General features: G+C 59.0%; 31 protein-coding genes. 15 read left to right on the top strand and 16 right to left on the bottom strand.

Annotated features, from left to right (window positions below; genetic code table 11):
• Positions 1-98: 98 nt before the first annotated feature.
• Positions 99-1658, bottom strand: coding sequence for a GMC family oxidoreductase (locus LOY70_RS15745; RefSeq protein ID WP_265028354.1), 1560 nt, complete (start codon positions 1656-1658; stop codon positions 99-101).
• Between the two features lie 370 nt (positions 1659-2028).
• A complete protein-coding gene (locus LOY70_RS15740; protein ID WP_123417496.1) occupies positions 2029-2790 on the bottom strand; it encodes an alpha/beta hydrolase in 762 nt (253 codons plus the stop codon).
• Positions 2791-2904: 114 nt separating this feature from the next.
• Here LOY70_RS15740 and LOY70_RS15735 point away from each other — a divergent pair, with 114 nt between their 5' ends.
• From LOY70_RS15735 to LOY70_RS15725, 3 genes are all read left to right on the top strand, one after another.
• Entirely contained in the window at positions 2905-4338 is a 1434-nt protein-coding gene (locus LOY70_RS15735; RefSeq protein ID WP_265028353.1) for an HD domain-containing phosphohydrolase, read from the top strand.
• A gap of 335 nt (positions 4339-4673) precedes the next feature.
• The gene (locus LOY70_RS15730) at positions 4674-5225 is read left to right on the top strand and encodes a helix-turn-helix transcriptional regulator (protein ID WP_265028352.1); all 552 of its coding nucleotides are present in this window, start codon (positions 4674-4676) and stop codon (positions 5223-5225) included.
• 199 nt (positions 5226-5424) lie between these two features.
• Positions 5425-5889 (top strand): transketolase, encoded by a 465-nt coding sequence (locus LOY70_RS15725; protein ID WP_265028351.1) that lies wholly within the window; start codon positions 5425-5427, stop codon positions 5887-5889.
• A 93-nt stretch (positions 5890-5982) separates the two neighbouring features.
• Here LOY70_RS15725 and LOY70_RS15720 read toward each other — a convergent pair whose 3' ends face one another.
• Positions 5983-7848, bottom strand: coding sequence for a hypothetical protein (locus LOY70_RS15720; RefSeq protein WP_265028350.1), 1866 nt, complete (start codon positions 7846-7848; stop codon positions 5983-5985).
• A gap of 185 nt (positions 7849-8033) precedes the next feature.
• Positions 8034-8477 (bottom strand): CesT family type III secretion system chaperone, encoded by a 444-nt coding sequence (locus LOY70_RS15715; protein ID WP_265028349.1) that lies wholly within the window; start codon positions 8475-8477, stop codon positions 8034-8036.
• A gap of 597 nt (positions 8478-9074) precedes the next feature.
• Between LOY70_RS15715 and LOY70_RS15710 the strand changes: the two genes are divergently transcribed.
• From LOY70_RS15710 to LOY70_RS15655, 12 genes are all read left to right on the top strand, one after another.
• Positions 9075-10052 (top strand): sigma 54-interacting transcriptional regulator, encoded by a 978-nt coding sequence (locus LOY70_RS15710; RefSeq protein WP_265028348.1) that lies wholly within the window; start codon positions 9075-9077, stop codon positions 10050-10052.
• A 31-nt stretch (positions 10053-10083) separates the two neighbouring features.
• The gene (locus tag LOY70_RS15705; RefSeq protein WP_265028347.1) at positions 10084-10437 is read left to right on the top strand and encodes a hypothetical protein; all 354 of its coding nucleotides are present in this window, start codon (positions 10084-10086) and stop codon (positions 10435-10437) included.
• A 59-nt stretch (positions 10438-10496) separates the two neighbouring features.
• Positions 10497-11381 carry a harpin HrpZ family protein gene (locus LOY70_RS15700; protein WP_265028346.1) on the top strand — a complete coding sequence of 295 codons (885 nt, stop codon included), beginning with the start codon at positions 10497-10499 and terminating at the stop codon, positions 11379-11381.
• A gap of 52 nt (positions 11382-11433) precedes the next feature.
• Complete coding sequence (gene sctI / locus LOY70_RS15695; RefSeq protein WP_265028345.1) at positions 11434-11790, top strand: type III secretion system inner rod subunit SctI; 357 nt, start codon at positions 11434-11436, stop codon at positions 11788-11790.
• A gap of 7 nt (positions 11791-11797) precedes the next feature.
• Positions 11798-12601, top strand: coding sequence for a type III secretion system inner membrane ring lipoprotein SctJ (gene sctJ / locus LOY70_RS15690; protein WP_265028344.1), 804 nt, complete (start codon positions 11798-11800; stop codon positions 12599-12601).
• Positions 12598-13119 carry a type III secretion protein gene (locus LOY70_RS15685; protein ID WP_265028343.1) on the top strand — a complete coding sequence of 174 codons (522 nt, stop codon included), beginning with the start codon at positions 12598-12600 and terminating at the stop codon, positions 13117-13119. Before sctJ ends, LOY70_RS15685 begins: the two co-directional genes overlap by 4 nt.
• A 25-nt stretch (positions 13120-13144) precedes the next feature.
• Positions 13145-13720, top strand: a complete 576-nt coding sequence (sctL, locus tag LOY70_RS15680; RefSeq protein WP_265028342.1) for a type III secretion system stator protein SctL — start codon at positions 13145-13147, stop codon at positions 13718-13720.
• A 102-nt stretch (positions 13721-13822) separates the two neighbouring features.
• Positions 13823-14047 carry a type III secretion protein gene (locus LOY70_RS15675; RefSeq protein ID WP_025213878.1) on the top strand — a complete coding sequence of 75 codons (225 nt, stop codon included), beginning with the start codon at positions 13823-13825 and terminating at the stop codon, positions 14045-14047.
• Positions 14034-14459, top strand: coding sequence for a type III secretion protein (locus LOY70_RS15670; RefSeq protein ID WP_265028341.1), 426 nt, complete (start codon positions 14034-14036; stop codon positions 14457-14459). Before LOY70_RS15675 ends, LOY70_RS15670 begins: the two co-directional genes overlap by 14 nt.
• Before the next feature lies 1 nt (position 14460).
• Positions 14461-16533: a type III secretion system outer membrane ring subunit SctC gene (sctC, locus tag LOY70_RS15665; RefSeq protein WP_265028340.1), complete on the top strand. Its 2073-nt coding sequence runs from the start codon at positions 14461-14463 to the stop codon at positions 16531-16533.
• Positions 16530-16739 (top strand): HrpT family type III secretion system protein, encoded by a 210-nt coding sequence (hrpT, locus tag LOY70_RS15660; RefSeq protein ID WP_185067229.1) that lies wholly within the window; start codon positions 16530-16532, stop codon positions 16737-16739. Before sctC ends, hrpT begins: the two co-directional genes overlap by 4 nt.
• Before the next feature lie 5 nt (positions 16740-16744).
• Entirely contained in the window at positions 16745-17092 is a 348-nt protein-coding gene (locus LOY70_RS15655; protein ID WP_123417480.1) for a type III secretion protein HrpV, read from the top strand.
• A gap of 93 nt (positions 17093-17185) precedes the next feature.
• Here LOY70_RS15655 and LOY70_RS15650 read toward each other — a convergent pair whose 3' ends face one another.
• The 12 genes from LOY70_RS15650 to LOY70_RS15595 all read right to left on the bottom strand — a co-directional run bounded on the left by LOY70_RS15650 (position 17186) and on the right by LOY70_RS15595 (position 26815).
• Positions 17186-18607, bottom strand: coding sequence for a hypothetical protein (locus tag LOY70_RS15650; protein ID WP_265028339.1), 1422 nt, complete (start codon positions 18605-18607; stop codon positions 17186-17188).
• Complete coding sequence (locus tag LOY70_RS15645) at positions 18595-19473, bottom strand: CesT family type III secretion system chaperone (protein WP_265028338.1); 879 nt, start codon at positions 19471-19473, stop codon at positions 18595-18597. The genes LOY70_RS15650 and LOY70_RS15645 overlap by 13 nt, the downstream gene beginning before the upstream one ends.
• A gap of 142 nt (positions 19474-19615) precedes the next feature.
• Positions 19616-20692, bottom strand: coding sequence for a type III secretion system export apparatus subunit SctU (gene sctU / locus LOY70_RS15640; protein ID WP_265028337.1), 1077 nt, complete (start codon positions 20690-20692; stop codon positions 19616-19618).
• On the bottom strand, positions 20689-21483 hold the full coding sequence (gene sctT / locus LOY70_RS15635) for a type III secretion system export apparatus subunit SctT (protein WP_123417476.1): 795 nt from the start codon (positions 21481-21483) through the stop codon (positions 20689-20691). Before sctT ends, sctU begins: the two co-directional genes overlap by 4 nt.
• Complete coding sequence (sctS, locus tag LOY70_RS15630; RefSeq protein WP_092164917.1) at positions 21483-21749, bottom strand: type III secretion system export apparatus subunit SctS; 267 nt, start codon at positions 21747-21749, stop codon at positions 21483-21485. Before sctS ends, sctT begins: the two co-directional genes overlap by 1 nt.
• 7 nt (positions 21750-21756) lie before the next feature.
• Entirely contained in the window at positions 21757-22410 is a 654-nt protein-coding gene (gene sctR, locus LOY70_RS15625; RefSeq protein ID WP_092475365.1) for a type III secretion system export apparatus subunit SctR, read from the bottom strand.
• Complete coding sequence (locus tag LOY70_RS15620; RefSeq protein WP_265028336.1) at positions 22407-22787, bottom strand: FliM/FliN family flagellar motor switch protein; 381 nt, start codon at positions 22785-22787, stop codon at positions 22407-22409. The genes sctR and LOY70_RS15620 overlap by 4 nt, the downstream gene beginning before the upstream one ends.
• Positions 22777-23499 carry a type III secretion system protein gene (locus LOY70_RS15615; RefSeq protein WP_265028335.1) on the bottom strand — a complete coding sequence of 241 codons (723 nt, stop codon included), beginning with the start codon at positions 23497-23499 and terminating at the stop codon, positions 22777-22779. Before LOY70_RS15615 ends, LOY70_RS15620 begins: the two co-directional genes overlap by 11 nt.
• On the bottom strand, positions 23496-24056 hold the full coding sequence (locus tag LOY70_RS15610) for a type III secretion system HrpP C-terminal domain-containing protein (protein WP_265028334.1): 561 nt from the start codon (positions 24054-24056) through the stop codon (positions 23496-23498). Before LOY70_RS15610 ends, LOY70_RS15615 begins: the two co-directional genes overlap by 4 nt.
• A 7-nt stretch (positions 24057-24063) precedes the next feature.
• Positions 24064-24507, bottom strand: coding sequence for a type III secretion protein (locus LOY70_RS15605; protein ID WP_265028333.1), 444 nt, complete (start codon positions 24505-24507; stop codon positions 24064-24066).
• Positions 24508-24509: 2 nt separating this feature from the next.
• On the bottom strand, positions 24510-25859 hold the full coding sequence (locus LOY70_RS15600; RefSeq protein WP_265028332.1) for a FliI/YscN family ATPase: 1350 nt from the start codon (positions 25857-25859) through the stop codon (positions 24510-24512).
• A complete protein-coding gene (locus LOY70_RS15595) occupies positions 25856-26815 on the bottom strand; it encodes an FHA domain-containing protein (RefSeq protein WP_265028331.1) in 960 nt (319 codons plus the stop codon). The genes LOY70_RS15600 and LOY70_RS15595 overlap by 4 nt, the downstream gene beginning before the upstream one ends.

Raw genomic sequence — 26815 nt, 5'->3', positions numbered from 1 at the left:
TTCAATTCAAGCAAGGCCTGGTTCTCGCGCTGAATTCGGCTCGAAGCAGCCCTCGGCGGGTGGCTGGTTCGAACCGAGTCGCCGGTGCCTGCTGATGCTCAAATGTCGTAAGTGGACCGTATAGCTTCCACGGCCCGCTCACCGATCACGACGCACGGGGCCATCGTATTGCCGCTCGTGACATGCGGCATGATGGAGGCATCGGCAATGCGCAGGCCCTGGACGCCGTAGACGCGCAGTTGACTATCGACCACGGACATCGCGTCCTGGCCCATTTTTGCCGTACCGCATTGGTGCCAGTAAGTAACGGCAGCGTTGCGCGCGTAATGTTCGAGCGATTGGGTGTTGAGTTTTCCAGGCAGGCTTTCACGTTTGACCAAGCCCTTGAAGGGCGCCTGTGCGCCCAGTTCCTGGACAAAACGGATGTTTTCCAGCGCGTTGCGCCGATCGGTGGGATGCGACAGCGTGTTGGGCTGAATGATCGGGGCATCGGTCACATTCGGGCCGCTGAGCTTGACCCTGCCGCGGCTTTCCGGATGGGCAAGGCCTGCGAACATTGTCCAGCCATGTGCGGGAACGCCGAGTGAGGCGGTCTCTGCGCTGGGCACTGGAAATTCAACTTGGCAGTGGAACATGTCGGGGAGATGCAAAGCGCTTTCGCTGCTCCAGTAGAGCGTTGCCTCCGAGCCGCCATAACCCACCGGTTGTGGAGCCGCGTATTCGAAAATAACCGCAAAGGAAACGTGGTCCTGATGATTGGCACCAACGCCGGGCAGATGCTGGACGAGCGGAATGCCATGGCGCTGCAATTCCTCCTCCGCCCCCACGCCTGATTGCATCAGGACCTTGGGTGTGTTGACCGCCCCCAGCGAAAGAATCACTTCGTGATCGGCGTAAAAGCACTCGGCCTGTCCATTGTGTATGGTTTGCACGCCGATGGCGCGTTGGTCCCTGAACAGCACGCGGCTGACAAGCGTATCGGTCAGAACGGTGAGGTTGGGCTGGCCACAGCGTGGAGCGACGTAGGCGCGGTAGATGGAATTACGCCGGCCGTCCTTGACGATGAGATCATTCAGGGCCGCACCTCCGCGGCCTTCCATCATGGCGCCGTTCGGGTTCTCGAAAGCCGGTATGCCCATGCCGGCAGCCGCACTGATCATGGCGTTGGCAATCGGTTGGGCGTCTCGCACAGGCGCGACATGAACCGGTCCGCCCTTGCCGCGACGCACCGGATCGCAGGTACCCCGATAGTCCTCCACGCGTTGATAAATTTTCAGGACCGACGCGTAGTTCCACGCCGGGTCGCCACTGAGTTCGGCGAAGTCTTCCCAGTCGTTTTTGTGACCGCGGGCCCACAACATGACATTGACGCTGGACCCACCCCCCAAGCCGCGGCCCATATTCAGCGGGATTTTCCGGTCATTGAGATGAGGGTTCGCGGCGCCCACGAAGTTCCAGTCGCGCTCGGTGCCCAGGTTCAGCGGCCAGTTTCCCGGTTCCTGCACGTGGGGATGGTCATCGCTGCCTCCTGCCTCGATGAGCAACACCTGCACCTCGGGATTCTCGGCCAGCCGTCCGGCCACGACGGAGCCAGCGGTTCCCGCGCCACAGACGATAAAATCGAAATGATGCTTTTTCAGCTCGGGATTCATAGGCATGAGCGAGGTTCCTTGGTCGGTGTGGTATCGCTCGCCAGATTCAAGCGTCGATCGAGGGGCAAAATCATTGCTGGGGAGAACATGCGGTGAATCTCACTAGGGTATTGATGGGTGAAGCCGGGCACGGTGACGGGTCAATCGACTGCCGTTTTGTTTGTTGGGCAATGAGTGACGGCAGGCGGGCAAAAGGTTCCAACGGATGTTTGCCGTCGGCTGGGCAGCAGGAGGCGAAGCTCAATCTCGCCGGATGCGACGAGCGTTGCGAGGGAAGTGCATTGCGTCCGAGCTTGCGGCCACCCTGTCCTGAAACCGGTGGCAATCCATCCAGACGCAGCACTTCCCTCGATCCCGGCGCTGAAGAGGCCCGAAATTACTGGCCCTTCTGAACGGCCTGGATGATGACTTTTGCGACATCAGCTGGACGCGATTGTTGTGGCACGTGGCTGGCGTCGATTTCGGTGACCTTGGCGCCGATTTTCTTGGCGAAGGCCCGCTGCAGATCCGGCTGGATCATCCGGTCTTCCTTGGCCACGACGTACCAGGTCGGCTTGCCTTTCCAGGCGGCGGCGCTGGTCTTGTCATCGAATGCCGAGGCGCGGATCGGCCCTTGCGTCGCGGCCATCACCGCGGTTTGCTCGGCAGAAAGATCCTGGGCAAAGCCGGTGGCCATCCCCTCGGCGGTCATGTACAGGAAACCGTTCTTGTCGGCAGCGATGTCTTTCACGCCGGACGGAGCGGGGTAATCCTTGCCCAGGTCTTTGCTGGCTTGACCGGCGTCTGGAGCAAACGCGGCGACGTATACCAGGCTGCGCACTTTCTTGTCGGTGCCGGCTTCACTGATGACGGTGCCGCCCCAGGAGTGGCCGACCAACACGACGTCGTTCTCCTGGTTGTTCAGCACACGCTGCGTGGCGGCGACATCGTCAGCCAGCGAGGTCAGCGGGTTTTGTACCACGGTGACCTTGATGCCTTCCGCCTGCAGCAGGGGAACGACCTTGCCCCAGTCGGAGCCGTCGGCGAAAGCGCCATGGACGATGACGACAGAAGGTTGCTGCGTCGCGGCATGGACCGCGCCGCCGAGCAATGAACAGGTCATGGCGAGTGTGAGGGCAAGGGCCTTGGGTTTGAACATGATGCGATCTCCTGTATGGGGTGAGCGCAGTTTCAGCGATACTCGCCGGCTGAGGTATCGGTCATTTATCCGAGGCCATCAACCATGTTCAATCGGATGTTCGGAGGGAACGACATGTCGGCAGGTGATTGCATCGAATCGGAAGACGCCATCCTGGCGTTGTCCATGGTGGGCGATTTGAGCATGGGCCAGCCATTCGATCAGTCGCGCCGCACCGCCCGCCTGGTGCAGATGCTCGCGCAGGCGTGCAACGGCGCTGGCGAGCACGCCGAGATCGGACGCCAGGTGGCCTTGCTGCGCTGGTCAGGGTGCACCGCCAATGCAGAGGGTTTTACCCGACTGCTGGGCGATGACGTCGAGGGCCGCAACGCAATGCTGACGCACACCCTCAGCGCGGCGGGCCAGCGAGCGATGCGCAGGTCCACGCCGTTGGCGCAGATTCATTGCGAGGTATCCGGTGATATTGCTCATACATTGGGCTTGAGCGCCGAAGTCGAACATGGGCTACGTCATGTGTTCGAACAATACGACGGCGAGGGAAGACCATCCGGCCTGCGTCATCCGCAGGTGCCGGAGGTGGTTTATCAGGTGTTGCTGGCAGGCGATCTGGAGATCCTCTCCCGCAGGCACGGTCTGGAGGCGGCCTTGCAGTGGATCGCGAGCAAAAGCGATCGACGCTATCCAGCCGCGCTCGCCGCCGAAATGCTGCAGCACGCCGAAGATTGGCTCGCACAACTGCGCGTGCCCCAGGTTGCCGCTTCGCGGCAAAGCGCACCATCGGTGCCGTTGACCCTGGTCGGCGATGTGATCGATCTCAAGCTGCCGTGGCTGTCTGGGTATTCGCGACGCTCTTCGGAGCTGGTTCAACAGGCCGCCAGACTTTCCGGACTATCAGAGGCATCGGTAGACCATCTCGGCCAAGCGGCGTTGGTCCATGGCCTTGGCCGCGCCGCGGTGCCCAATCGGGTCTGGAACACCCCGGGTGCGTTATTGGAAGGTGATCTTGAGCAGGTGCGGCTGGTGCCTTACTGGACGTCGCGGGCCTGTAGCCAGATACCAGCGCTGGCGGTGTCGGGCCAGATAGCGGCTCACGCCTACGAGCGACTGGACGGCAGTGGTTACTTCCGCAGTCTCAACGCTGACGCGCTGCAAAGTGAACATCGCTTGCTCGCCGCGGCCCTGGCCTGGCAAGCGTTGCTGAGCGAGCGACCGTGGCGGCCGGCCTTCAGTCAGGACGCCGCCACCCGCTTGTTGCTGGACGAGGCGGACCAAGGACGCTTTGAGCCTCGAGCCTGTCAGGCGGTTATCGCGGCGGCGCGCGGGGATGCGACGATGACGGCCTACAGGCCGAGCGGTGGTTTGCTTTCCGAGCGGGAAACGGAAATCCTGCGGCGCATCAGCGCGGGGGGAAGCAACAAGGAAGTGGCGCGCCAATTGGGCATCAGTCCGAGTACGGTCCGCACCCATGTGGAAAGTGTGTTCCGTAAGCTTCAATGCACCACTCGGGCGGCTGCGACGCTCAAAGCCCTGACGCTAGGGTTGATTTGAGGCCGAGCAACATTGGCTAAGATGTCCTGCCGGCAACGCGCCCTGAAGTAGGTTGAAGCGTCGGGAAATTAATCTTTTGATTCAATTGCTTGAGCGTATTTTCGGTCTCGGCAGGTGCGCTTGCTCGGAGTCGGAAAAATGCCTGGGTAAGCGGGTCATTACTTTTATTGCGTTCAGATCAGTTTACTTGCAATAAAAATAGTTTCTTTGATTATCGGGGGAATATTGTTTCGTATTTGGCAGAAAAGATGCAACACGCTTTCTGATAAATATACTTAAGATTAAGCAGCGGACCTGTCGACCCAGCGTGAATAATAAATAATCAGGAGCTGAGCATGATGAACCTGAACGGTTTTAGTTGCCTGTCAAGCGATGCCGAGAGCCATGCCATGGCGGCTCATCATGTCTGGCTCATCCCCGGGGCGCTTCCAGACGACGGTAGGGTGCCTCATTGGACCGTCGGTGCCTGCGGCCAGCCCGATGGACGTTCGTTGGCAGCCCAGGCATTGGTCCAGTCTTATGATCGGCTCGATGGCCGCGGCTATATCCGCGGCTTCGAAGGCGATTCAGGGCTGATTCGCTATCGACTGCAAGTTGCAACATTGACTTTGGAGGCATTGCGCAGCCAGCAACCGCGGCAACCCGACTTGAGCGCCGAAGACAATCGCGCCATGGCGCAATCCAGAACACACAGCAGCCCGCTCTCCGAGCGTGAAGCACAGATATTGCGCTGCATCAGCGAGGGCGGCAGTAACAAGGAAGTGGCGCGTCAGCTTGGAATCAGCCCGAGCACGGTGCGCACTCACGTTGAAAACATGTTCCGCAAGCTGCAATGCACCACACGCGCAGCGGCCACGCTCAAAGCGCTGAGCCTGGGGTTGATCTGATTCAGGGCGCAATATGCGGCTGGATGCAGCGGGTTTTAATATCGGTTCCGGCCAAGCTGGGAAACAGCCATGGGGGGCAAGGACAGCGGCAAGCCTGTTCCGTAACGGTTGAAAGAGTATTGGCGCGGGAAAGATCAGAGGGCGAGTCTGGCGACAGGTTTGCTGTGCAAATAAGTACAGATTAATGGGAGTGGGTGCGATGGATGTGATGTCACAAGCAGCAGCCTGGATCAAGGAGCCTTCGGCGGATGTCGGGGTGGTTATTGTCATCAGCGCGTCGTTACCCAAATACATCATTGATCAGGTGCACGTCGCCTTGGACGATTGGGACCAGGTTGCGTATCTGGCAGTCCAGCGTCCAGCGGAATTGATGCTCGACTGGCTGCAGACAGGGGCGAAGCCGACGCAGTCGGGGACGCCTTCTCGCGGTCAGGCGAAGCAGCTGCTAGGTCCTGTGTGTCCAAATTGCTTTTTGTTGGATGTTGAAGTCGAAGCGATCCCAAGCCTCGCCTGGCTGGGGTCGGTCTGTGGTCACAAGCTACGAGTCCTTGAACTGAGCCTCGATGGGCTGTCCAATGTGGAAATGGACCAACAGGTCGAGCGGATTCTGTCGGCTGCCCGGACCCTGGCCCGGTGCCTGCTGCAAGAGCGGTGCGCGCTCTAGCGTAGGACACGTCGATAAAACTTCAACCGGCACCACTGGGGTGATGTGTCTGCCGGCTGAAGTGTCCAGTTATCCGGAGGCTATCGAGCCGCGTCACTTTTGCGGAAAAGCTCCGGGTGGTTGTGGGTCCGCCACGTCATCAGAGCCCTCACCCAAGTGTGCGGCAACTTTCTTGATGGCAAGCTCGGTGAGTTCCGTCGGAACCTGGGACGCGACTTGCAATCCCCCTCGGACACGATGGTAAGTATTTTCTGCAGCTCTGCCCCATGTTCCCGGCATGGACCCGTGCGGTAAATCGGCCCGGTCGGGCGACCGGATGTTCTGCATTGCCGTTTGTGTGCGTGGGAAGTTGGACGCCGGTACTTGAGCGGGGGCGCCTGGCCCGGGCAACTCTTGCGTTTTTCGCTCCTTTTCAAGCGCCGCCTGATGGGCGTCGGTTTCCGCGCCCGCCTGAAAGCTTGCATAGGCCGGAATAAGTAGCGCCGGCGAGCCCAACGCAGCCAGGAGTACCTGACCGAACTGCTGCGTCGGCGTGTCTGAGCCAAAGGCCCGTGCCGCTGAGCTGACGGCCATGGCACTGCCCAACCCGACGAGTGAACCGTAGGTTTTACTGAACAGGCTTTGACGGACCCCGGGATTGCTCGGGTCGCTGGCCAGCACCGCGTCCGAAGCCGCTTTCGCCAAGCGATTCGCCAAAGGTTTGTCGACGCCCTTGAAGGTGTGGGTCGGCAGCTCGCGCCCGCGCCGATCAGGAACGCTGCTGCGTAGCTGTGCACCCGATTGCACACCTCCCATGAACAGGCCGCCCGCCATGGAGGCCAGCGTACGCGGCCCAAATTGATCTACTGGAATATGCGGCTTGGCTAGCCCTATGCCTTTGCGGATAGCTTGTGCCAGGCCAAACGCGCCGAAGGCTTCAGCCTCGCCAATGCCGGTTCCATTCTTGTTGGCTTGCTGGGCGTTGAGATGGCGGCTGCGCAGTTGTTCAACCTCCTGCATGGCGGCGTCTTTTTGTTCTGCGGGCAGGGGCTTGAGCTCGCCATCGACAATAACCCGTGGGTTAGGGTTTGGAATCACCTCTGACGCACTCACTGGTTTAAGCGACCAACCGCCCATCATCTCTTGACTCATGGGTTTGAGCAGGTTGGCCCCGATTTCATGTGCCGCCGCCATCACGGGTGCGGTGGCGAATGCCTGGGCCTTGAGGTTGGGAACCGCTGACTCCACGACCGCCCGCGCGAAGCCGAACGCCAGGCCCGACGCGAGCATTTGTGGCACGGCGCCCGCGACGACCGCCTTGGCAGTCGCTCCCCAGCCGTCGTTGTGTTGATGGAGCTGCTCAAGCCTGGCAGGCAGCTTGGCGTTATCCAGGGCATCTTTGAACTCGCCATCGACTGATGTGTGCTCGACCAATTCACCGAGCATCTGGCTGATGTTTTCCCAGTCCTCTGACGGTTGTTTCAATTGCTTCAGCGCGCTGACCGTTGCGTCCGCTTTGGTCAAGGCCGTTTTTAAAGCGCCTGGGATCGAGTTCACAGTCTGTTGGGCATGAAGCGAGAAGGCGTTTTCGCTACGTTCTATGTGTTGTCGGTCGGCGGCCGATAGATGTGGATCGGTCAAAATCTGGTCGTACAGTGCGACATGTGCGCCCAGTAAATCAGTTTGCGCGCGCACAGCCTCTGTCAGCACGTTGCGGTAAGTCTCCAGGTCCGGTGGTTGTTGTGGATCCTCGGTCAGCTGTTCCAACTCGCGGATCAGCGTCTGTTGTGCCTCCTTGGCGTCGACCAACAAGCGTCCGGTCATGGATTCGGGCGCTTTTCCTTTGGCTTTTGCAAATAGCTTGTCATTTATGTCGGCGTAGGGAGTACCGGGGTGCTCCTGCAGATATTTACCTTCCAGGACCATGCGCTGCTTGGCTACCGCGACGTCAAAGCCGGACCGCCCCAGTCGGGGCGCCAACTGCGCAGCCTCCCTGGCAAGCGCGGGGGAGGGCTGTCCTGGTTTTGGCGACTGATGAGCTTGGGGGAGTGGGTTGTTGACGGGCGCACGAGGGCCCATGGGCGTCAATGCGATATCTGTCCGCGGTGTGGACTGTGACCGTGTTGGGGTGAAGGGAAAAAAATTTCCTGCCGGTAGCGTCGGACCTAGCATAACCCCCCCAGACTCGTGCGCGTTGAAGGCTCGCGTTTTGCGCCTTCATCGAGAAAGTAGCTGTGCTGCCATGATTGTGCATACTCAGCGATATGCCCCAGTAACTGCACGAACTGAGGTGCGCCGATCTGGGACAGCTCGACGGTGCAACTGAACTGTACTTGGCCCGTGTCGTCGTTGTGTGAAAAGCAACAGGGACCGTCTGCGCTGAATAAATGAAAATTGACATTCATAAGCTGAAGTAGCACGGCATCTCTGCGTCGATCCGGTAGCGGGCCGAAGTCTGCGTGAATCATGACGGTATCGGCTAAGTTGGCAAAGCTGAAGGCAATGCCTTTCACGTTTAGCTGAACCAGATCGAAGTCAACCGCAGTCACAGGGATTTGAGAGAGCTGACAGATATCAGTAACCCAACGGTGGTAGCGCTCATTACTCATTTTTTATTCTCTGAGCTGTTTGAAGGTGAAACAGTTGTTCTTTTTTATTACGTCGAACTGTCTCAAGTACTGAGTGGTGCATAGCGTCGACCAGGTTCCATATTTTTTTAAAGAATAACGCCAAGCGTAAAATGTTTATCGAACTTTCTCGATGGCTTCGGTCAAACCGCGTTGTATCCGAACTGTGAAGTAACCATTAAAATGACCGTCGGCGATTGACAGGCTTTGGGTGAGCGGTATTCTTTGCCGCCCTAAAGCACCAGTTGTTGAATGGCTTTCAAGAAGAAGCACTGACAGTGATCAGAGAAAAACTGGTCGGTACGATAGTGCCAAGTGGCCATTCAAATTGTTTCAAAAAATATCATCTACACTCGATGGAATAACTGGTCGCAGCGCGCGTCACACACGCACTTTTGGATCTGCCGTGGCATTTGATCAATAAATTGACTGTAAGCGCAGTGCGCGTGCAGCCGTCAGGCTTGGTGTTGCGGGTCTGTCCGACCTGCGATCATAACTAATGATCGCGCAGCTTATGGCCATGCTTCGCCTCGTGCTTGCAACGGGGCCGTATGAAGTAGTGCCGATCACGGGGTTTATATGGGTGTGTGCGATTACTTTTACTGCGGACCTGACAACATAACCGAAGCGCCTGATATCAAGGTCATCGCCCAAAGCACTTCACTGCTTGGTGTCGATCTGTTGCTTTCCGGGGAGACGGGGACTGGCAAGGATACTTTGGCTCAGCGTATTCACTCAATGTCTGGGCGCAAGGGGGCCTTTGTCGCGATGAACTGTGCGGCAATCCCGGAGTCGCTGGCCGAAAGTGAATTGTTTGGTGTGGTCAACGGTGCGTTCACCGGGGCTAATCGCTCGCGAAAGGGCTACATCGAGGCTGCGCAGGGCGGGACTTTATACCTCGATGAAATTGATAGCATGCCGCTCAGTTTGCAGGCCAAGTTGCTGCGTGTCCTTGAGGTGCGAGCGATTGAGCGCTTGGGCTCTACCACGGTCATTCCGTTGGATATTTGTGTGATTGCATCCGCTCAGCGGCCCTTGGCCGAGTTGGTGGATCGGGGCGAGTTCAGGCGCGATCTGTATTTCCGGCTCAACGTGCTGACGATCCAATTACCAGCGCTACGTGACCGTCGCGAAGACATCGTTCCGCTGTTTTCCCAGTTCGTGGCCGCGGCTGCGCAAGACCTGGGGTGTGCGCCTCGGGCTATATCGCCCGAACTCATGCAAGCGCTCTTGGGTCATCCGTGGCCGGGGAATATCCGCGAGTTGAAATCAGCGGCCAAGCGATTTGTTCTGGGGCTGCCGTCGTTAACCCTTGGCTCAAGCGCGGAGATCGAGGGGCGCACGCTCAAGGCGCAAATGCGGGCTATCGAACGCATCCTTATTCAAGAAGCCCTCAAGCGTCACGGGCACTCGATTGATGCGGTGAGTGTGGAATTGGGTATACCTCGTAGAACACTCTATCATCGCATCAAATCGTTAGACGTATTTGGCAAGGCCTCAACGCTTGAAAAAAAATTGGAACCTGATTTAGAGAACTTCCCACCTATTATTACCTAGCAATTTCGCTAGCGTATGAGGAGTCTTTATCATGCCAATCTCGACTAATCCATTTTCCAGCATTACCAATACCGTCGGTAGTGCGGCAAATGCGGGCATCAATGCATTTCAGGGCGCCAAACAAGAGGCGAATAATACTAAAGGGAACGCCGCGCAGCAGTCTCAGGCGACGCATATGTCTGGAGGCGGCGATGCCGCGTCTGCACAAATGGCGGCGATGGAAAGTATGGACAAGAAACAGGCTCAAATGATTGCGCTGCAGAACAAGGCGGCTGAGCAGAACTTGATGCAGAATACCTTGGCTTCTATCGCTGGCGCTCAAGCCGATACGGCGAACAAATCTATTTCCAACGTTGCTCAGACGATGAAAGGCATTAGCTATTAAGAGCCTCCACCCGACCGTTTGTAGTGGGTAAGGGTTTCATATCAGTGAGAGTCTAGAAAATGCTGAATCCTATTATCAGTTTGGTAGCCCCCGCTCTCGGCGGGCCGGATGCTTCTAGTGTTTCTTCTTCTAAAAACACCGGTTCATCCAATGCCTCACCTTCCTTGTCAGGTGTCATTACGGAGTTAGCCAACTCCATGATGTCCGGCGGGAAAGCGGATTTTAATAGTCCCTTGGGAAAGATGGTACATGACAAACTTTCCCAAGGTGGTGGACTGGGTCTTATGAACTTGGCTGCAAACCCTCAAGAGACCCTGAAAAATGCCCTGATGGACATTGTTAAAGACAAGATGGGGAGCAACTTTATCGCCAATGCTGGAAGCAGGGACAGTAAGGACCTCATGGCTGAGGTGGCGAGTGGGTTGGGCCAATCCGCGCTGAACAACGCACTGCAGCCCAAAGGCGACGGCACGACTTTCTCCAAGGCTGACAAACCGTTGCTTCAGCAAGTGGCTGACTATATGGATAAAAACAGGGCCACCTTCGGAGCGCCCGATTCCGGGTCATGGAGTAAAGAACTGGACGAAGACAATTATCTGTCTGAGGGCGAAACCGCTAAATTTAAGCAGGCACTCGAGCAGGTCTCTCAACATATGGCGGGCGGGCCCAATAAAACCGATTATCCGGATAATGAAAAAATGATGGGAGGCGGGCAAGGTGGTTTCGGCAGCAGTCCCGCGCCATCGAGTGGCACGAGTGAGATAGACCAATTGCGCCAGATGTTAAATAGCAACGCAGGCATGGAGGCTTTTCAACAAGGGTTGCAGTTGGGGTTGGGAATCGCTTCCGGTGCGCCGTCTGGCATTGCGATGAGTCAAGGCGAGCATACGGCTTCTCAGGCTGCTCGGAACGTCGTTGACGTAATGCGCGCCAGCATAGCGTAGTCCTGAAAAGCCAGTTCCTAGTCCATCGTCTACGTTCTACAGGAGAAACCCGGTGACCATTTCCAACGTGAATTCATTCAGGAACGCCGCACCTGACCATGAGCTGGAGATGGTTTCCGCTCCCCCTCAAGCTGATGTCGATCTGTTTGACAGTGCCCTGCGCGACAACCACGAGCCTGCTGGCCTGGCAAGTGGCCTGATGAGCGCGATTTCGGATCGTCTCACTGGCCAAGTCGAACTGTCGCATCAGGCTGAGCGCGCGATGAAGTCCGCATCCGTTTCAATGGATCCGATGGATATATTGAAAATGAGTGGAACCCTTTCCCAGTACTCATTACAAACGGCGCTCACCACCAAGGTCGTGAGTAAAGGCGCACAAGTGCTCGATAAACTGACCAATCTGCAATAGGTTCTTCGTGAAAGTACCCGGCTTATTAACGGTTCTGGCTTTCCTGGCGCTCGCCGGATGCAGCGACGACACCGTATTGTTCAGCGGCATGACCGAGCAGCATTCCAACTCAGTAATCGCCAAGTTGGCTCAGGAACATATAGCGGCCCGTAAGCAGATGGAAAAAGCCGGCGTTACCGTAATCGTCGCCAATCGTGATGTGAACCGTGCGGTGAGGGTGCTTGATGCGGCCGGTCTACCGAATCAGACACGGGCGAGTCTTGGCGAGATATTTAAAAAGGAAGGGGTCATCTCCACACCGCTGGAAGAACGGGCTCGCTACATCTATGCGCTGTCGCAGGAATTGGAGTCAACGCTGTCCCAGATTGACGGGGTCATCGTGGCTCGTGTGCATGTCGTCTTGCCGGAGCGCATCGCACCGGGCGAGCCGGTTCAGCCGGCTTCCGCCTCGGTATTCATCAAGTATGCAGCGTCTACGCTGGATCCGGACAGTGTCCGCGGGCGTATTCAACAGATGGTTGCCAGCAGCATTCCAGGGATGAGTCAGGACAGCAGCGCCACAAAGAAATTTTCGATTGTATTCGTGCCATCGGTGGAGTTTCAGGACCCGGAGCATCTCGTGCCTTTCGGACCGTTTCTGATTGACAGCGAGGATGCCGGCTTCTGGTGGGTGATGGTCATTGCCTTGCCGCTGTGCCTGGTGTCCATGGCGGGGGGCGCAGTCCTGATGCTGCGTCCAGACTGGCGCCAGGCCTTGTTGGCACGCTTGCGCGCCAGGCGTAGGCCAACCGGCTTGCCCGCACAGCTATGACCGATGAGCAGTGGGTCGGATGGTGGTGCTGTACGTGGCGCTGGATGCACCCGAAGTGGAAGTCCAGCGTGGGGGAGCAATGGGGGATTGATTTTGATGTTTGCATGGGCGTCTGGCGCAGCCGACACGACGCGTTGCTGACCTTGCTGGGCATCCCCCCCTCGGCGCCGCCCGAGCCAGAGCCCAACGTAATCGAATGGCTGTCTTTGACAGAAGCACAAAGGTTGCAGGCTTTGGCTCTGGTGCGCGCGATCTGTCTTGCCGCGCCAAATGATCAATTGCCCGATGAACAGTGGTCTTGGTGTCGTGGCGTAGCCAAGGCTCTACGCCCAGGGCTCTGGTTGAATGAGAACGTCACTGACCCCCGCGCGATACTGGCCGGCTGGCTGGGCGAGCGGTGCTGGTCGCGCCTGCGCCTTTTATGGCCCCCCGAGGAGGCACCAGAGCCCGCTTTTAACGTTCCCGCCCGCAAACTCGATGCGCTGTGGCGGTCTGTGTTGTGGAGGGTTCGGGCATGACAGACATGCAGGTTGAACGTCAAACATGTTGATTCGACGAAATTTATCCTTGGGCGATCGCGAGGTGGGGGGCGAGCTGGTCGTCCGTCACGAGCAGTTCGCTGACTACCGGACAGCCGTTGATGTGATGTCGCAGGCGCGAGCCGAAGCGGATGCGTTGCTGCTGGAGGCAGAAAAACTGCGGCAGGATTATCTGGATCGAGCGCTGGCTCAGTTCTGGGACCAAGCCAGTAGTTTGTTGGAGGCGCTGGAGGCCGAGCGCCAACAATGCAGGAGCCGTGTGGTCGACGTTTGCCGGGATTTGTTGAATGTCGTCATCGGCCGACTGTTTGATGAATGCCAGCCCGCAGAGCGTGCCAGGATCTTGCTGGAACATCTGGCGGCTTCCCAGGCATACCCGATGGGCAGCGCCACGTTGAGGTGTCATCCCGAGCTTTTAGTCGAGGTGCAAGCTTGGCTGCAGGCCAACAGCTCTTCGGCTCTGTGGCAGTTGAGAGAAGACACCACGATCCCGGTCCAGTCTATTCGCCTGAGCACCGACACCGGCGAGTACGACATTGATTGGACCGGTCTACAACGCTCATTTCAGGCCGCAACATAACACTTCGGCAATCCCATCATGTTTTGAAGTCGCCCATTCTTTTGGAACCACCAAGAGAGGCGCCGCCACTCATATTGCGTAAATTCTCAAGGAGATGTCTGCATGATCAACTTTAAATCGGTCCAGAACCAGTTGGAGAAGAATTTCTCCAACGCTCACGAAACGGCAAATGATGCCGCACTGGCCGCTGCTGAGAGCGGCAACATTGAAGACATCAGGGCTTTCGCTCAAGCGAGCCAATCGGTGGCCACCGCGACCGTTGTCATGGGCGAGGGCATGCGCGCCCATCACGGCATGACCAAAGCGATCATCGATGGAATTCAGTGATTTCAGCGCGCGACTGAACCGGTGGCTCGATGACTGTTCGGTCGCCCCTTTGGATTGCTGGGTTGACGATGCGAATGTGCAGCTTGCCTGGGTCGAAGGAGGAATCCGCTGCAGCATCGACGTGCTGGATCCGTTTGATGCCAGCGCTCCTGATCGATTGATGAGCATCCTGGGGCAGGGGGGAGCGAGCGTTGCGTGCCGTTGTCCGGGGGCACTGGGTACCGATCCGCAAAGCCAGTGTCTGGTGCTGGTGCACTGGATGGCCCCGTCGAATTCGGTCGAGGCCTTGCTGGAGGTCTTGCAGACCCTGGCCAATCAGCGCGCAGCCATGCTCAGCCTGATGCATAAAACCTTATTTGATTCGCCTTCGGCCGAGTCCCGTCTAGCAACTAATTGGCACACTGGAGTGTGATATGCGTAAGGCCTACCGGTGGTTACCGTGGCTGTTATTGGGACTGAGTGCCCCGGCGTTCGCGGCGATACCGCCAGCGTGGAAACAAACGGCCTATGCGTTCGACGCGCAACAGACCGAGCTTTCAAGCGTTCTTGAAGCATTTGCCCGAGAGTTTGGCGTCAACCTTGAGATGGACCCCATTGAAGGCATCGTTGAGGGGCGTATCCGCGCGGACAGCCCGCAGGCGTTTCTTGATCGATTGAGCCAGCAGCATCAGTTCCAATGGTTCGTCTACAACAACACCCTGTACGTCAGCCCGGCCCGTGACCAGATAACCGAGCGAATCGAGGTATCCCCGGACGCCGTTGACGACCTCAAGGGCGCATTGACTGAACTCGGTTTGCTCGATTCACGATTTGGCTGGGGAGTCCTGCCGGATGAGGGCGTGGTGTTGGTCAGCGGACCTGCGCGGTATGTTCAGTTCATTCGAGACTACAGCAGCAACGTCGACAAGCCTGAGGAAAAGCAAGACGTCGTGGTGTTACCGTTGCGTTACGCGAACGCAGCCGATCGCACCATCAGTTACCGTGATGAACAACTGACCGTTTCAGGAGTAGCCACGATCCTCAAGGAGCTGCTGGATAGCCGCTCGCAAGGCGGGTCAGGTAGCGTCTTTAACGTGTTGCAAGGCGCGGGACTGGGAGCTGGCGCAAGCAGCTTCGCGGGCACGCCAAGTTTGCTTGGCGGCTTGGCTGATGATCAGTTGCAGCAAACCCTGGATCGCGTGATTGCCGGCGCCAGCGGCGGCGCTCAGAACAAGGGCGGCTCCGCTGGCAGGTCGCGGATACGGGTCGCAGCCGACGTACGCAACAATGCGGTGCTGATCTACGACTCACCCAAGCGCAGAGCCTTGTACGAGAACCTGGTCAGGCAGCTTGATGTGCCGCGCAACCTGATCGAAATCGACGCGGTGATCTACGACATCGACCGCGACGAGCTGAACGAGTTGTCCAGCAACTGGAATGTCTGGGCCGGAGGGACCAACGTCAGAGGGTCCTTGCTTGAATCAGGCAGCTCGACGCTGTCGGCCGAAAACGCCGGGCGATTCGCCCTGGCGGTCCGCACGCTGGAAGCCAAGGGGGCGGCGACGGTGATCAGCAATCCTTCGATCCTCACCCTGGAGAACCAGCCCGCTGTCATCGATTTCAGCCGGACCGAGTTCCTCACCGCGACGGGAGAGCGTGTTGCCGATATCCAGCCGATTACTGCCGGTACCAGCCTGCAGGTGGTCCCGCGCTCGATGCAGCACAATGGCAAGACGCAGGTGCAGTTGATCCTCGATATCGAGGACGGACAAATCGAAGCATCGTTGCTTGATGGCACCAAACCCAGCGTGCGTAATGGCAGTGTCAGCACTCAGGCGGTCATCGCCGAGCGTGGATCGTTGGTCGTCGGTGGTTTTCATTCTCTGCAGTCGAGCGACAAGGTAAGCAAAATCCCGTGGCTCAGTGACATTCCGCTCATTGGCAAATTGCTGTTCACGTCCAGTAGCCGCAGCACCAACAAGATAGAACGCTTGTTCATTCTTACGCCGCGGCTGGTGGGCAACCAGATTGACCCGGCACGTTATGTCGAAAGCGGCAACCCGGAAGATATCGATTCCGCCGCCCAGCGGATCGACGGGCGTCATGGCGATGGGCAACCCACTCGCGTTGATATTCAGCGCGCCTTCACTCAGTTGTTGAGTGATGTGCAACCGACGGGTTTTACCCCGAGTAACGAGCCTTTATTCACGCCGGCCACTTTGTGCGCGCCGCAACAGGGCCTGGTCATCGATGCCAATCGCAGCCAATGGTATCGGCGCAACGCCTGGAGCATTGGCGTGGTGGTCGCGCGCAATACGGGTGATAAACCGCTGCGTATTGATGAAAGCAGTTGTGGCGGGCGCTGGGTGCTGGGTGTCAGTGCATGGCCTCGCGCTTGGCTGCAGCCTGGGGAACAAAGCGAAGTTTATGTTGCGGTGCGTAATCCCCAGTCGCTCAAGAGCAACGCGACCCTTCGTGACTCATTACTCAAGGAGGCAACCCGATGACCAAGATGAACTGGGCTGCGTTCGGCCTTCTGTGTGTGATGCTCTCCGGTTGCTCGACGACCTCGGGCGGCTGTTCTGGACAGTCCTGCGACCGTCCCGACTCCAATAACCGAGAGCTGGTGATCTGGTGGCCAGCGGACATGCGTACTGGCCTGGAAAATCCGCAGGACACCGCGGACTACACTATCGTGCCACTGCGGGATTGAGCACCATGATACAAGTCTCGGGGAAAGCGGAGTTCTACGAACGGGTGGCTGCTGGGCAAACAGCGGTATGGCCGGTAGCAACGGGTGTTTCTTTCGTGAGTCGCCATGAGCACCATGATTGGGGTATAGCGTTGCACATCGACAGTCGCGCGCTGCAGCCCCAGCAATTGCGTGAGGCGCTGGAGCGGCGCTTCACCCAATCCTACCTGTTCCCTGACTATTTTCTGTTTCTCGATGCTCACCGCGACTTCGTCGTCTGGCATGCGGTGCCGTCATCCTCCCATGGTCGCGCGGTGCTCGATAATATCTGCCAGCATCAATTGCTGTTGGCAGGCTTGAGCCCCTTGGAATGACCGTCCATCCACTGCGCCAGTAGCGATTGCTGGCGCAGTTTCCCTTCCTTTTGCGACGCTTGAACTGTCGGCCGCGCGGCGCGGCATTGCGGTTCAAGCTTGCTGTTGCCCGGCAGCAGCCGTCGCCGCTTGTTTGTCGACAGCCTTGCGCACACTTGCGTGGGACTGGAACGTTTGGTTGACGGTGCGATAGGCCAAACCCATCGCCGCTGCGGTCCCCATATTCCCCAGAAAGCCGGAGAGGGCGGGCGGAACCTTGCCGCGCAGTGCTTCGCCGGTGGCCATGTTGATTGCGCCAGCCAGGCTGGCCCAGGCGACTCGGGCGGGGGATTGGTCCAGGACCCGGCCATAATCCTTGAGCGGCAGGTTCGGCTTCAACTCCTGGTTGGTACCCACCTGGCGCGTATCGAAATGCCGCTGCAGATGGTTGTCGAGGGTCGCGACAACGGTGTTGAATGCAGCGCGCGTGCCGGCGAGGGATTGAATGGAAGAGGCCAGTGCTTCGCCCAGCAGCGGCTGCTGGTCCGGCCCGAGCAGTGCCGGACTCGTCAACGTCTGGCCCGGTGGCAAGACCTGTTCACTGATGGAGTCGAGCATGAAACCCATGCTCAAGGTCATGGCACCGTAGGCCCAGCCGAGCGTCGGCATATTATCCTCGTCGACCCCGTAGGTCTTGGTGTTGTCCTGGGGGGCGGTCATGCTGAAAGTGGCCTGCATGGTTTCGCGAGAAAGGGCATAGATCACGTCGCGAAGCTGAGTGGCCAAAACCCTCGCACTCAGCGCACCGTCACCACGCGCGGCGCCCATGGCGCCCATGCCCAGATAAAGCGCCTCGGCGACGACCTGGTTGCGTGTGATGTTGCGCGAATCGCGCTTCATCTGCAGGCGCAGTGTGTCTTGCTTATCGGGCGGCAGAGCGTTCCATTTCGCTTCGCTGAGGGCGAAGTGCCCGCGTACCGCATCGCTGGAATCGGCGGCGAGACGATCCAGGCGCGGTTGGCGTACGTAGAGCTGGGTGGCAATGGTCGTCAGTGAGACAGCGGCCTGCAAAGCCAGCATTGCCCCCGGGCTTTTTTTCGCGAGCCCCTCGTTGAGTGCACTGTAGGCATGCATGAACGCCAACTCGCGAAGATAGGTAGGCGCACCGCAGTTGACCATCTGTTGGACCGTATGGCCCGCAGCGGCAAGCGTTGTGCGGCCGGAAGGCAAATTGGCCATGCTGTCGCTCAACGCGAGCTTTGCTCCGCGTCCGACCTTGTTGCCCAGGGCCACGCCGTGTTCCCTGGCGCTTTCCCAGAGGGCGCCCGTGGCTCTGCCTGCCGGCGCCAGATAGTCGCGATGGAAGGCCTGGCTCAGGCCTGTCACATGTGCGCGGGCGCGCGAAGTGAAATCAGGCAGGTGAGCGGGGGCCTCGCCGCGCTCCAAAGCATTGATATCAGCGGTGGGATGTCGATGCCGCAGCTCGATTTGCGGTGCTGGCAGGATACGTCCCAGGTTTGGGGCTATCGGGTCCATGGGATGTTCCTTGCTGGGCGAATGGCCGAGGTCTGCATGAAACTCTCGGCCAGTTGACCGAAATCCAGCAGCCATTCGGCAAGTGCCTGACCGTCCAGCCCCGTGCTGTTCCAGCGCGCCTGTAACGCGCTGCCGTGTGGCGCGAGGACCACGGCAGCTTGGGTCAGCATCATCAGGTGCAGGTTGGCCATTAGCGCGCGTTCGCGTTGCGTCGCCGTGTTCAGCGAAGTCGGTAGCGGCGTACTGATCAGCAGATGTTGGCGATCACTGTCGGCGATCACTTCATAGGCACGACCGTTGGCCTGGATCACGCCGACAGTCAATATCTGCTCGAAGGGCGGGGCGGCGATGTCCAAGTGCCGCAGCGCAGCGATCAGCAATGGACGATGCCATTCCCGATTCATCGCCGCCTGCGCCTGTTGCCCCGCGCGCTCATCTTGCCTCGGTGTCGTGGTGACCGGCCGAGGTGCGCCGCCTTGGTTACCTTGAAGTGCGGTGGCGCCCGCCACGAGGCTTTCGGCGACGGACAAGAGATGGCTCAGTTCATCGACAAGCATTTCACGCTGATGTTGCGGCTGCGAGATCAGGCGCAGCACGAGCACGGCATCACCGCTATCGTTCAGGCTCACGCTGCTACTGCTCATTGCCGATATGACGCAATTGGACCGCAGCAGCAACTCGCTCCAGACCTCAACCGGCAAACCGTTGGGGCGTGGCAGCAGAGCCAACACCACCCACTGCTGCACAGGCGACGTCTGCCAGAGCGACAGTTGCAAGGTCAGCCCCGGCAACGACAGTTGGGCGCTGCGGGAGAACGCTCGTGCCTGCGCAGGAGGAATGCCGAGCCGCTCAGCGGCCTCCAACAACCACGTGTTCGTTTGCTCTGAGAGCGGGATTGATCCCGGAGACTGGGCGCGCGAGCTCGACGAATGCATGGGGTAGACTTCCAGAAGTTTTGACTACCATTAAAGCGCGCAGGTATTAAAGTTTTATGACTGGGGTGGTGGGTCAGTGGGTTTCGAGCTGGATGATTTCCTCGGTGACTTCATCAAGCTGGCGAATGACCTGATAGATGTGGGCAACGTCCAGCAGCGTTTCGCGCGGTATATGGCGACCCGTGCGAACGGTGTACAACGCACGCGCCAGCCAAACACACTGGACCACCGGAATCTTGGCGTCCTGGGCGCGCTTGATCAGGGCCAGCGCATCATCGTCTTGTCCTTTGCAATGAATCAGTGGCAAAGGTGTCTGGCCTGGTCGATAGAACAGTGCCACCGCGTAGTGGGTCGGATTGACCAATAGCAGGTCGGCATCCTCGACCGGCCGGGGGGCGGTGCTGGGTTCGGAGTTGAGCAGTTCGTGCGCCAGCTGACGACGATGGCCTTTGACGTGCGGATCGCCTTCGGATTGCTTGTATTCCTGCTTGATGTCTTCGTGGCTCATGCGCAATTTCTTGGCGTGAAAATATTTCTGCAGGGCAAAGTCGACCATGCCGATCACCAGCAACAGGCCCAAGGTGTTGCGCAAGATGTTCTGAAACACCTCCAGCAACGAGCGCCAGTAGGTGACGAGATCGGTGTCGGCCAACAGTACCAGCTTGCCCAGGATGGGCATGATCGAGATATACAGAATGACCGCAATGGCCAGCGCTTTGAGGACGCTCAACAGCAGGTTCATCAGATTCTGTTTAGAGAACATCTGCTTGATCTGGCCGATTGGATTGAGCTTGCCGAGATCGACCTTCAGGGCCTTGGGCGCAAAGAGAAATCCGATCTGCATCCAGGTGCCGGCCAGGCGTATCAGAATCGCCACGCCGACGCTGGCCACGATGAAGGAAACAAGTGTCCACAGCGCTGTGCCGCTGAGCTCGATGGCAGTACTGGCGAAGGGTTCGTTCAGTCGTCGCAGGGGTAATTCGGTGAGGTGCTGGAGGCGCGTCATGCTTTCCTCGGCCATGCCCAGACAGACTTCGCTGACCACCATCAGCACCAGCAGTTTGGCCAGGTCCTGGCTCTGCCCAACCTGGCCTTTTTCCCTCGCGTCGCGTTCTTTCTTTGGCGTCGCCTTTTCGGTTTTTTCGCTCACGGCACTTTTACCAACAGGTTCAGCAGAAACTTCAAATCGAACCAGCGTCCGACCTCGGCGTTACCCAGATCGAGCAGCGTGGGCAGATACACGAGTAGAAACAGCAAACCGATAACGCTCTTGGCCGGCATCGCCAGAATCGAAACATTCAGTTGCTGGGCATAAAGACCGACGATGGCGAAAGCGGCCTCAATCAGCAGCAACAGGCCTATGAACGGCGCCGCGTAGAGCAATGCGTGCTGCAGGGTCCTGTTCAGCTCGCCAAGCAATATGTCCAGCCCCTCTACCGTCAGGATCGGCATCCATGCGGTGGGCGGCCAAATGATGTAGCTGTCCCAGATGACCTGGGTAATCAGCGAGAGGCCGCCGGACAGGATGACCAGCATGATCAGCACTTCCTGCAGCAACTCGCCCAGTGGCGTCGCGTCGGGCCCGAGGGAAGGGTTCATCTGGCCGCCGCTGAGGGCGCCGCGCTGGCTGTCGAGCAAGGCGCCTACCGTCGCGAACATCCAGAAAGGCATATACAGCAGTAACCCCAACAGAACGCCCAGGACCATTTCCTTGAGCAACAAACCGCCGATCATCAGCCAGTTTTCATGTTGTCCGGACAACACCCGCCCGATGCTCGGCGCTGGAACCATCGCAACCGCGCAGGTCACGGCATAACGCAGCGGCCCCTTGAGGTATTTGAAGCAAAACGCAGGCACCAGCATCATGCACGGCAGAATCCTGGCCATGGCTAATGCGATACCGAGCATCAGTTCGAACAAATACTCGGCATTGAATGGCATCAAACGGCGCCTCCGGTACGCGCGATAAGGTCGAACGCGGTGTTGATGAACAGGATCAATTCAACACCGATCCAGCGGCCGGTCGCCGCCAGGGTCACGCCCACGGCGACCAGCTTGATACCAAAGGGCAGGGTCTGGTCCTGGATCTGCATCAAGGCTTGCACGAGCGACGTCAGCACGCCCACCAGCACCGCGACCAGCAGCGGTGGTGCGGTAAGAATCACCACCAGATACATGCCCTGTTTGAACAACTCCAGCGCTTCCACGGCAGCCTCACAGATAGGAATAGAACAGACTGTCGAGTAACCGCGTCCAGCCCTGGACAAGGACGAACAGCAGCAGTTTGAGCGGCAGCGAAATGGTCATGGGCGAGACCATTTGCATGCCAAGCGCAAGTAGCAGGTTGGACACGATCAGATCAATGACGATGAACGGAATGTAAATCAAAAAGCCGATCTCGAACCCGGCCTGCAGCTCCGACAATACGAAGGCTGGAATCGCCAGCAGCAGATCCTTGCTGCTGGCTTTTTCGGCCAGTTCCGCAGGCCACATACGATGGGTGTTGTCGACCAGATGCGTCAGCACGTCCGGATCGGTGTTACGGCTCATGAAGTTTTGCAGCGGGGCGATGACCGTGTTCACGCTGGCTTGAAGTTGTTCGGTAGTGCCTATCTGCAAAGGATTTTCAGCCACCCGTTGCTGGATTTCATAAGCCACCGGAGCCATCACGAACATCGTCGCCGCCAGGGCAATGCCGTACAACGCCATATTGGGCGGAACCTGTTGAACGCCGATGGCATTGCGCGTTATCAGCAACACCATGGAGATTTTCAGAAATGCGGTGCAGACAATCAAAAACAACGGGATCAGCGAGAGCGCACCCAGAAACAGCGCGAGCATGATCGGGTTCATGCCATCCAGAATCATTGATCAAATACCAAGCGAGTGATTTGCATACCCAAGCGTCCATCCACGTCTACCAGCTCACCGTAGGCGACCACCCGCTCTTCATGGCACAACGTCGCTGCGCCCGGTGCCATGCCCGTGACATCCACCACGGAACCGGCCGCCAGCCGGCCGAGCGCTTCGAGGCTCAGCTTCACTTCGCCACACCGTACGGTCAACGCCAGGGTCACGCCGGACAAGGGCGATGGCGGTTGCGTCGCAGCGTCTTGCGGGAGGGCGTCGTCTGGCTGTGCTGAATCGAGCCGTTCCTGCTGATCGTCGTTCGCGTCCTGGGCCGCCAACTCATCGTTATTGTCGAACTCGTACAACGGTTCTTCATCCTGCGGTTCATTGCTCATGAATGGAGCCTTCTTCGTGAATCAGCCTGAGCTGTAAGTGATCATTGCGGTCTTCGCTACAAACCGCCCAACGCCGGTTGCCCAGTTGCAGGTTTCCTCGACCTTGAACGTCGAAGACTGCCTCGGCAGGCAACAGCACATCGCCTGGACGTAATGAGCGCAGCTGATTGACCAGCAAGTCCATGCGCCCAACGATGACCGGATGAGCCAGGACCCAACGCTCAGGCACGGTTTGTTCGATAAATCGCCACGGTGCATCATTCAGTAACTGCAGCAGCGATTCGGCGCCGAGGCTTAGCGTTCCGTAGGCTTTCTCGCCATGGCGCTCGATGAGCACGCGACAATCCCAGCGGTCATCCAGTGCCGGCTCCTCGGCCAGTGGAGCCAACGGTGCGAGCAGGTCGGACAGCACTGGCGCCATCCGTTGATTGATCAACTGCCAATACCACGCTTGTGGCGGCTCGACGGTGAGCACGGGAACTTCACCGCACAGGCTCAGCAGCGCATCGGCGTTCGACAACAGCAGGGGGCCGTGTCGGCTGGACAAGCCTATCCAGCATTCATCGGCACTGGCGCCGCAGGGTGTCAGCGGACCGAGTGTCATGCGTATCTTTTCAGCTCCGCTGGTGAACTCCAGGAAACGGCCGCGCCCCAAGGCCAGGGAGGCCATTGCGGCCGTGCTCGACAGGCGTCGCAGGCTGAGTTTTTTCATGCGGGCCCCGTCGGCTGTAATCTCAGCTCGACGTCATGGTCCAGCGCCTGGGCGAATGCTTGCTGGCAGGCACCATGATGCTTGGTCAATCGCTCCAGGACGTCTGCGCGCTCCAGACCAAGCTCGATGTCCCAATGGCTGTCTCGTTTCTGGGCGCGAATCTGGACCTTGCCCAGATTGGGCATCAGCAGGGTGGCGCTGAAAGGACGGTTGCCGTGTTGCGGCAACTGCAGCGCCAGCTCATCAATCAACTGTGTCGGTATGCCGTCGAGCGGCGCGAACATCGAGAACGAGCTCGAACCATTGCCCGAGCTGCCCTGGTCGTCCGAATGGGCGGGCGGTAGTGGTACAAGCATCTGCATGAACAACATCGCATCGGCGTCCAGCGGCCTGACGCCGTCGTTGGCAGATCTGACCTCGACCGGACGATTGCGCTGGACCTCGGCGCCTTTGCTCGACGGCGCCGAGGATGCTGCGGCAGTGGGTTTTGCAGCAGGCGCGGCAGGTGCCTGTGGAGCAGGGCGTTGGGGTGGCGTGTGCTTGATGGGGGCAGTCATGTCTCACTTATTCCTCACTGAGTGTCTCGCTCATGCAGGCGAGTTTTTCCACTGCGCGTTGCCGTGCCTTGGCGTCCAACTGTGCTTGTTGCAACGACTGCTCCTGCGCTTCGATGTGCAAGCGCAACTGGCTGACGTCCTGGCGGATCTGGGCGAGGCGATCAAGCATGCTTCGCTCCTTTTCGTGCCAGCGGTCGATATCAGCCAGTTCCAGCGTGGTTTGCAGGTGGGTATCGGCTAACGATCGCCGCTTGCGCTTCTGATTGGTACGCTCCTGGTTCATTGAGCGTTCGCTGGCCAGCAGTTGCTCGCGCAACCTCGCCACCTCTCGTGCAAGGCGTGCACGGGCACGTTCGGCACTGGCCTGGCGGTGCTGGCGCAAAGGACCGAGCAGGCCGATGACGCGCTCCAGCGCCTGGCGCTCCGGGTCCATATCGAGATCTTCGTCCAAGGTCAGTCCACCAGTTGCGAAGTAATGTGATTGAGTTGGGCGAGTGTTTCTTCAAGCGCTACCGGCCCGCGCAGGTCCTGGCGCAGGAAGCGGTTGATGCTGTCGTTCAGCTGTACCGCCAGATCAGTGACCGGGTCGGCGCCGGCCTGGTATTCACCCAGGCGCAGGAGCATTTCCACCTGCTTGTAGGCCGCCATCAGCTGGCGCAGGCGATTATTGGCCTGGACATGCTCGCGGCTGGTGACGTTGCCGAGGATCCGGCTGATGCTCGCGGACACGTCAATGGCCGGATAGTGCCCACGCTCAGCCAACTTGCGCGACAGCACGATGTGCCCGTCGAGCAACGACCTGACTTCGTCGGCGACGGGATCGTTCATCGAGTCGGCCTCGATCAGCACGGTGTAGATGGCGGTGATCGAGCCGTTCTCGCTCATGCCCGCCCGCTCGACCAGTTGCGGCAGCAGCGTGTAGACCGAGGGGGGCAGGCCGCCACGTCCGATCGGTTCCCCGGCGGCGATGCCGATTTCGCGTTGAGCACGGGCAAAACGGGTGAGCGAGTCAATCAGCAAGAGCACTTTCATGCCGCGCTGACGGTAGGCTTCCGCGATAGCGGTGGCGGTGAAAGCGGCGCGTGCACGCTCCATGCTGGAGCGATCGGAGGTGGCGCAGATCAGTACCGAACGCCGGCGTAATTCATCATCCAGTTCATGGTCGAGGAACTCGCGCAGTTCCCGTCCCCGTTCGCCGATCAGGCCGAAAACAATGACGTCACAGTCCATGTTCCGGGCCATCTCCGCCAGCAGCGTGGTCTTGCCGCAGCCCGCTCCGGCAAACAATCCAACACGTTGCCCTTCGCCCAACAGGATGGCGCTGTCAATGGCGCGAATACCGGTGGGCAGCGGGTTGCTGATGCGTGGTTTTTGCATCGGCGGCAGGGCATCGGCGATCACCGCCGTGGTGCTGCGACCATCATGGACATCGGCAAAAGCGCCGAGGCCGTCGCCCAGCAACGGTCGACCGAAACCATCGAGCACGCTTCCGAGCAACTGGTCATCCACCCCTATGCGGTGAGCCATCCCAAGCGGTTGGATACGGGCGCCGACTTGAATGCCGGCAGGGGTGCCAAGGGCGCTGAGCAGTGTGCATTGATCGGTAAAACCGACAATTTCCGCCAGCATTGAGCTGCCGTCCGCCTTGCTGACCTCGCAAAGATCGCCAATCTTGGCCGCGGGCACCTGGCATTCCAGCAGTATCCCGCTCACCGCCGAAACCTTGCCGCTGATTCGCACGGCAGAACAATTGGCCAGTCGCGCACGCTGTTGTCGAGCCCATTGTTCAAGCGCATCGGTCACCAGCTCACCTCGATATGCTGGTCGCCATCGAAGATGATTTTGTGCTCATCTATCCGCGTCAAACGCAGGCCCTGCACCACGTCGCCAACATAAATCTGCAGGCCGTCGGCGGTCACCAGGTGAGCGTTGTTGCCGGCGATGATTTGCACCAGGGTGAACGGCAAGCTGGTCCTGACGATGCCGACTTGATCGACCATCGGGACCGTGGTGGGGTAGCGCTCTTTGAAACTCTTGAGCATTCGCTGATAGACCTCCAGCGCTTCCTCCTTGAGATTGCCTTTGAGCACCAACCCTTCGTCAAGCTCCTCGACGGTGACCTCTGTAAGCAGGCGTTCCGCCAATTGAGTGGTCAGGAGCCGGCGGATCTCTTCCCGATCTTTCAGGCTGGTGTTACCGGAGGATTGGGCGGAAGCCGTCGCCGGGGAGGGCTGCGCCGGACTTTGAGGCGCCTTGGCCGCGGTAACCTTGACGGCGCTCGGCGGGGCTTCGGACTGGCTAAGGCCCCAGGCGCCACCGACCAGGCCTACGACCACGCCAGCGACCACCGCCGATATCAGCTTCAAGGATGGCACGCCTGGCATCGATCTACGCGCGGGAGACGCTGACGACTGAGGCGGTTGGCCGTTGGCATCCGCAGGCGTAGCCAGAGCCGGTACATCAGGCCAGGGCTCTTCGGCGGATGCCAGGCACAGCCAGACGTTTGCGACGGCGAACGGTTGGTTCGGCGTCAGTGTGATGGCATTTGACGCACGCCCTTCGTCGTCGTTGACCGGCATCTGTTCGGCCGCCAGGTTCCAGCCTTCCTCGGTTCTGCTCAACCGACAATGGAGGGAGGCGATGCCCGGGTCGTATAACGCCAGATCGTGGTCGTCGTTGGCGCCGATCACCCATTGGTCACCGACCAACGGCAATGCAGCGCCCTGGTGCAGCCCATTCAGTACACGTAGTTCAAACAT

Origin of the sequence: Pseudomonas sp. B21-054, assembly GCF_026016345.1 — a bacterium.
In the GTDB taxonomy this organism is placed as follows: Bacteria; Pseudomonadota; Gammaproteobacteria; order Pseudomonadales; family Pseudomonadaceae; genus Aquipseudomonas.
The sequence above is the reverse complement of the archived record's forward strand: the minus strand, read 5'-3'. Positions and strand labels throughout refer to the sequence as shown.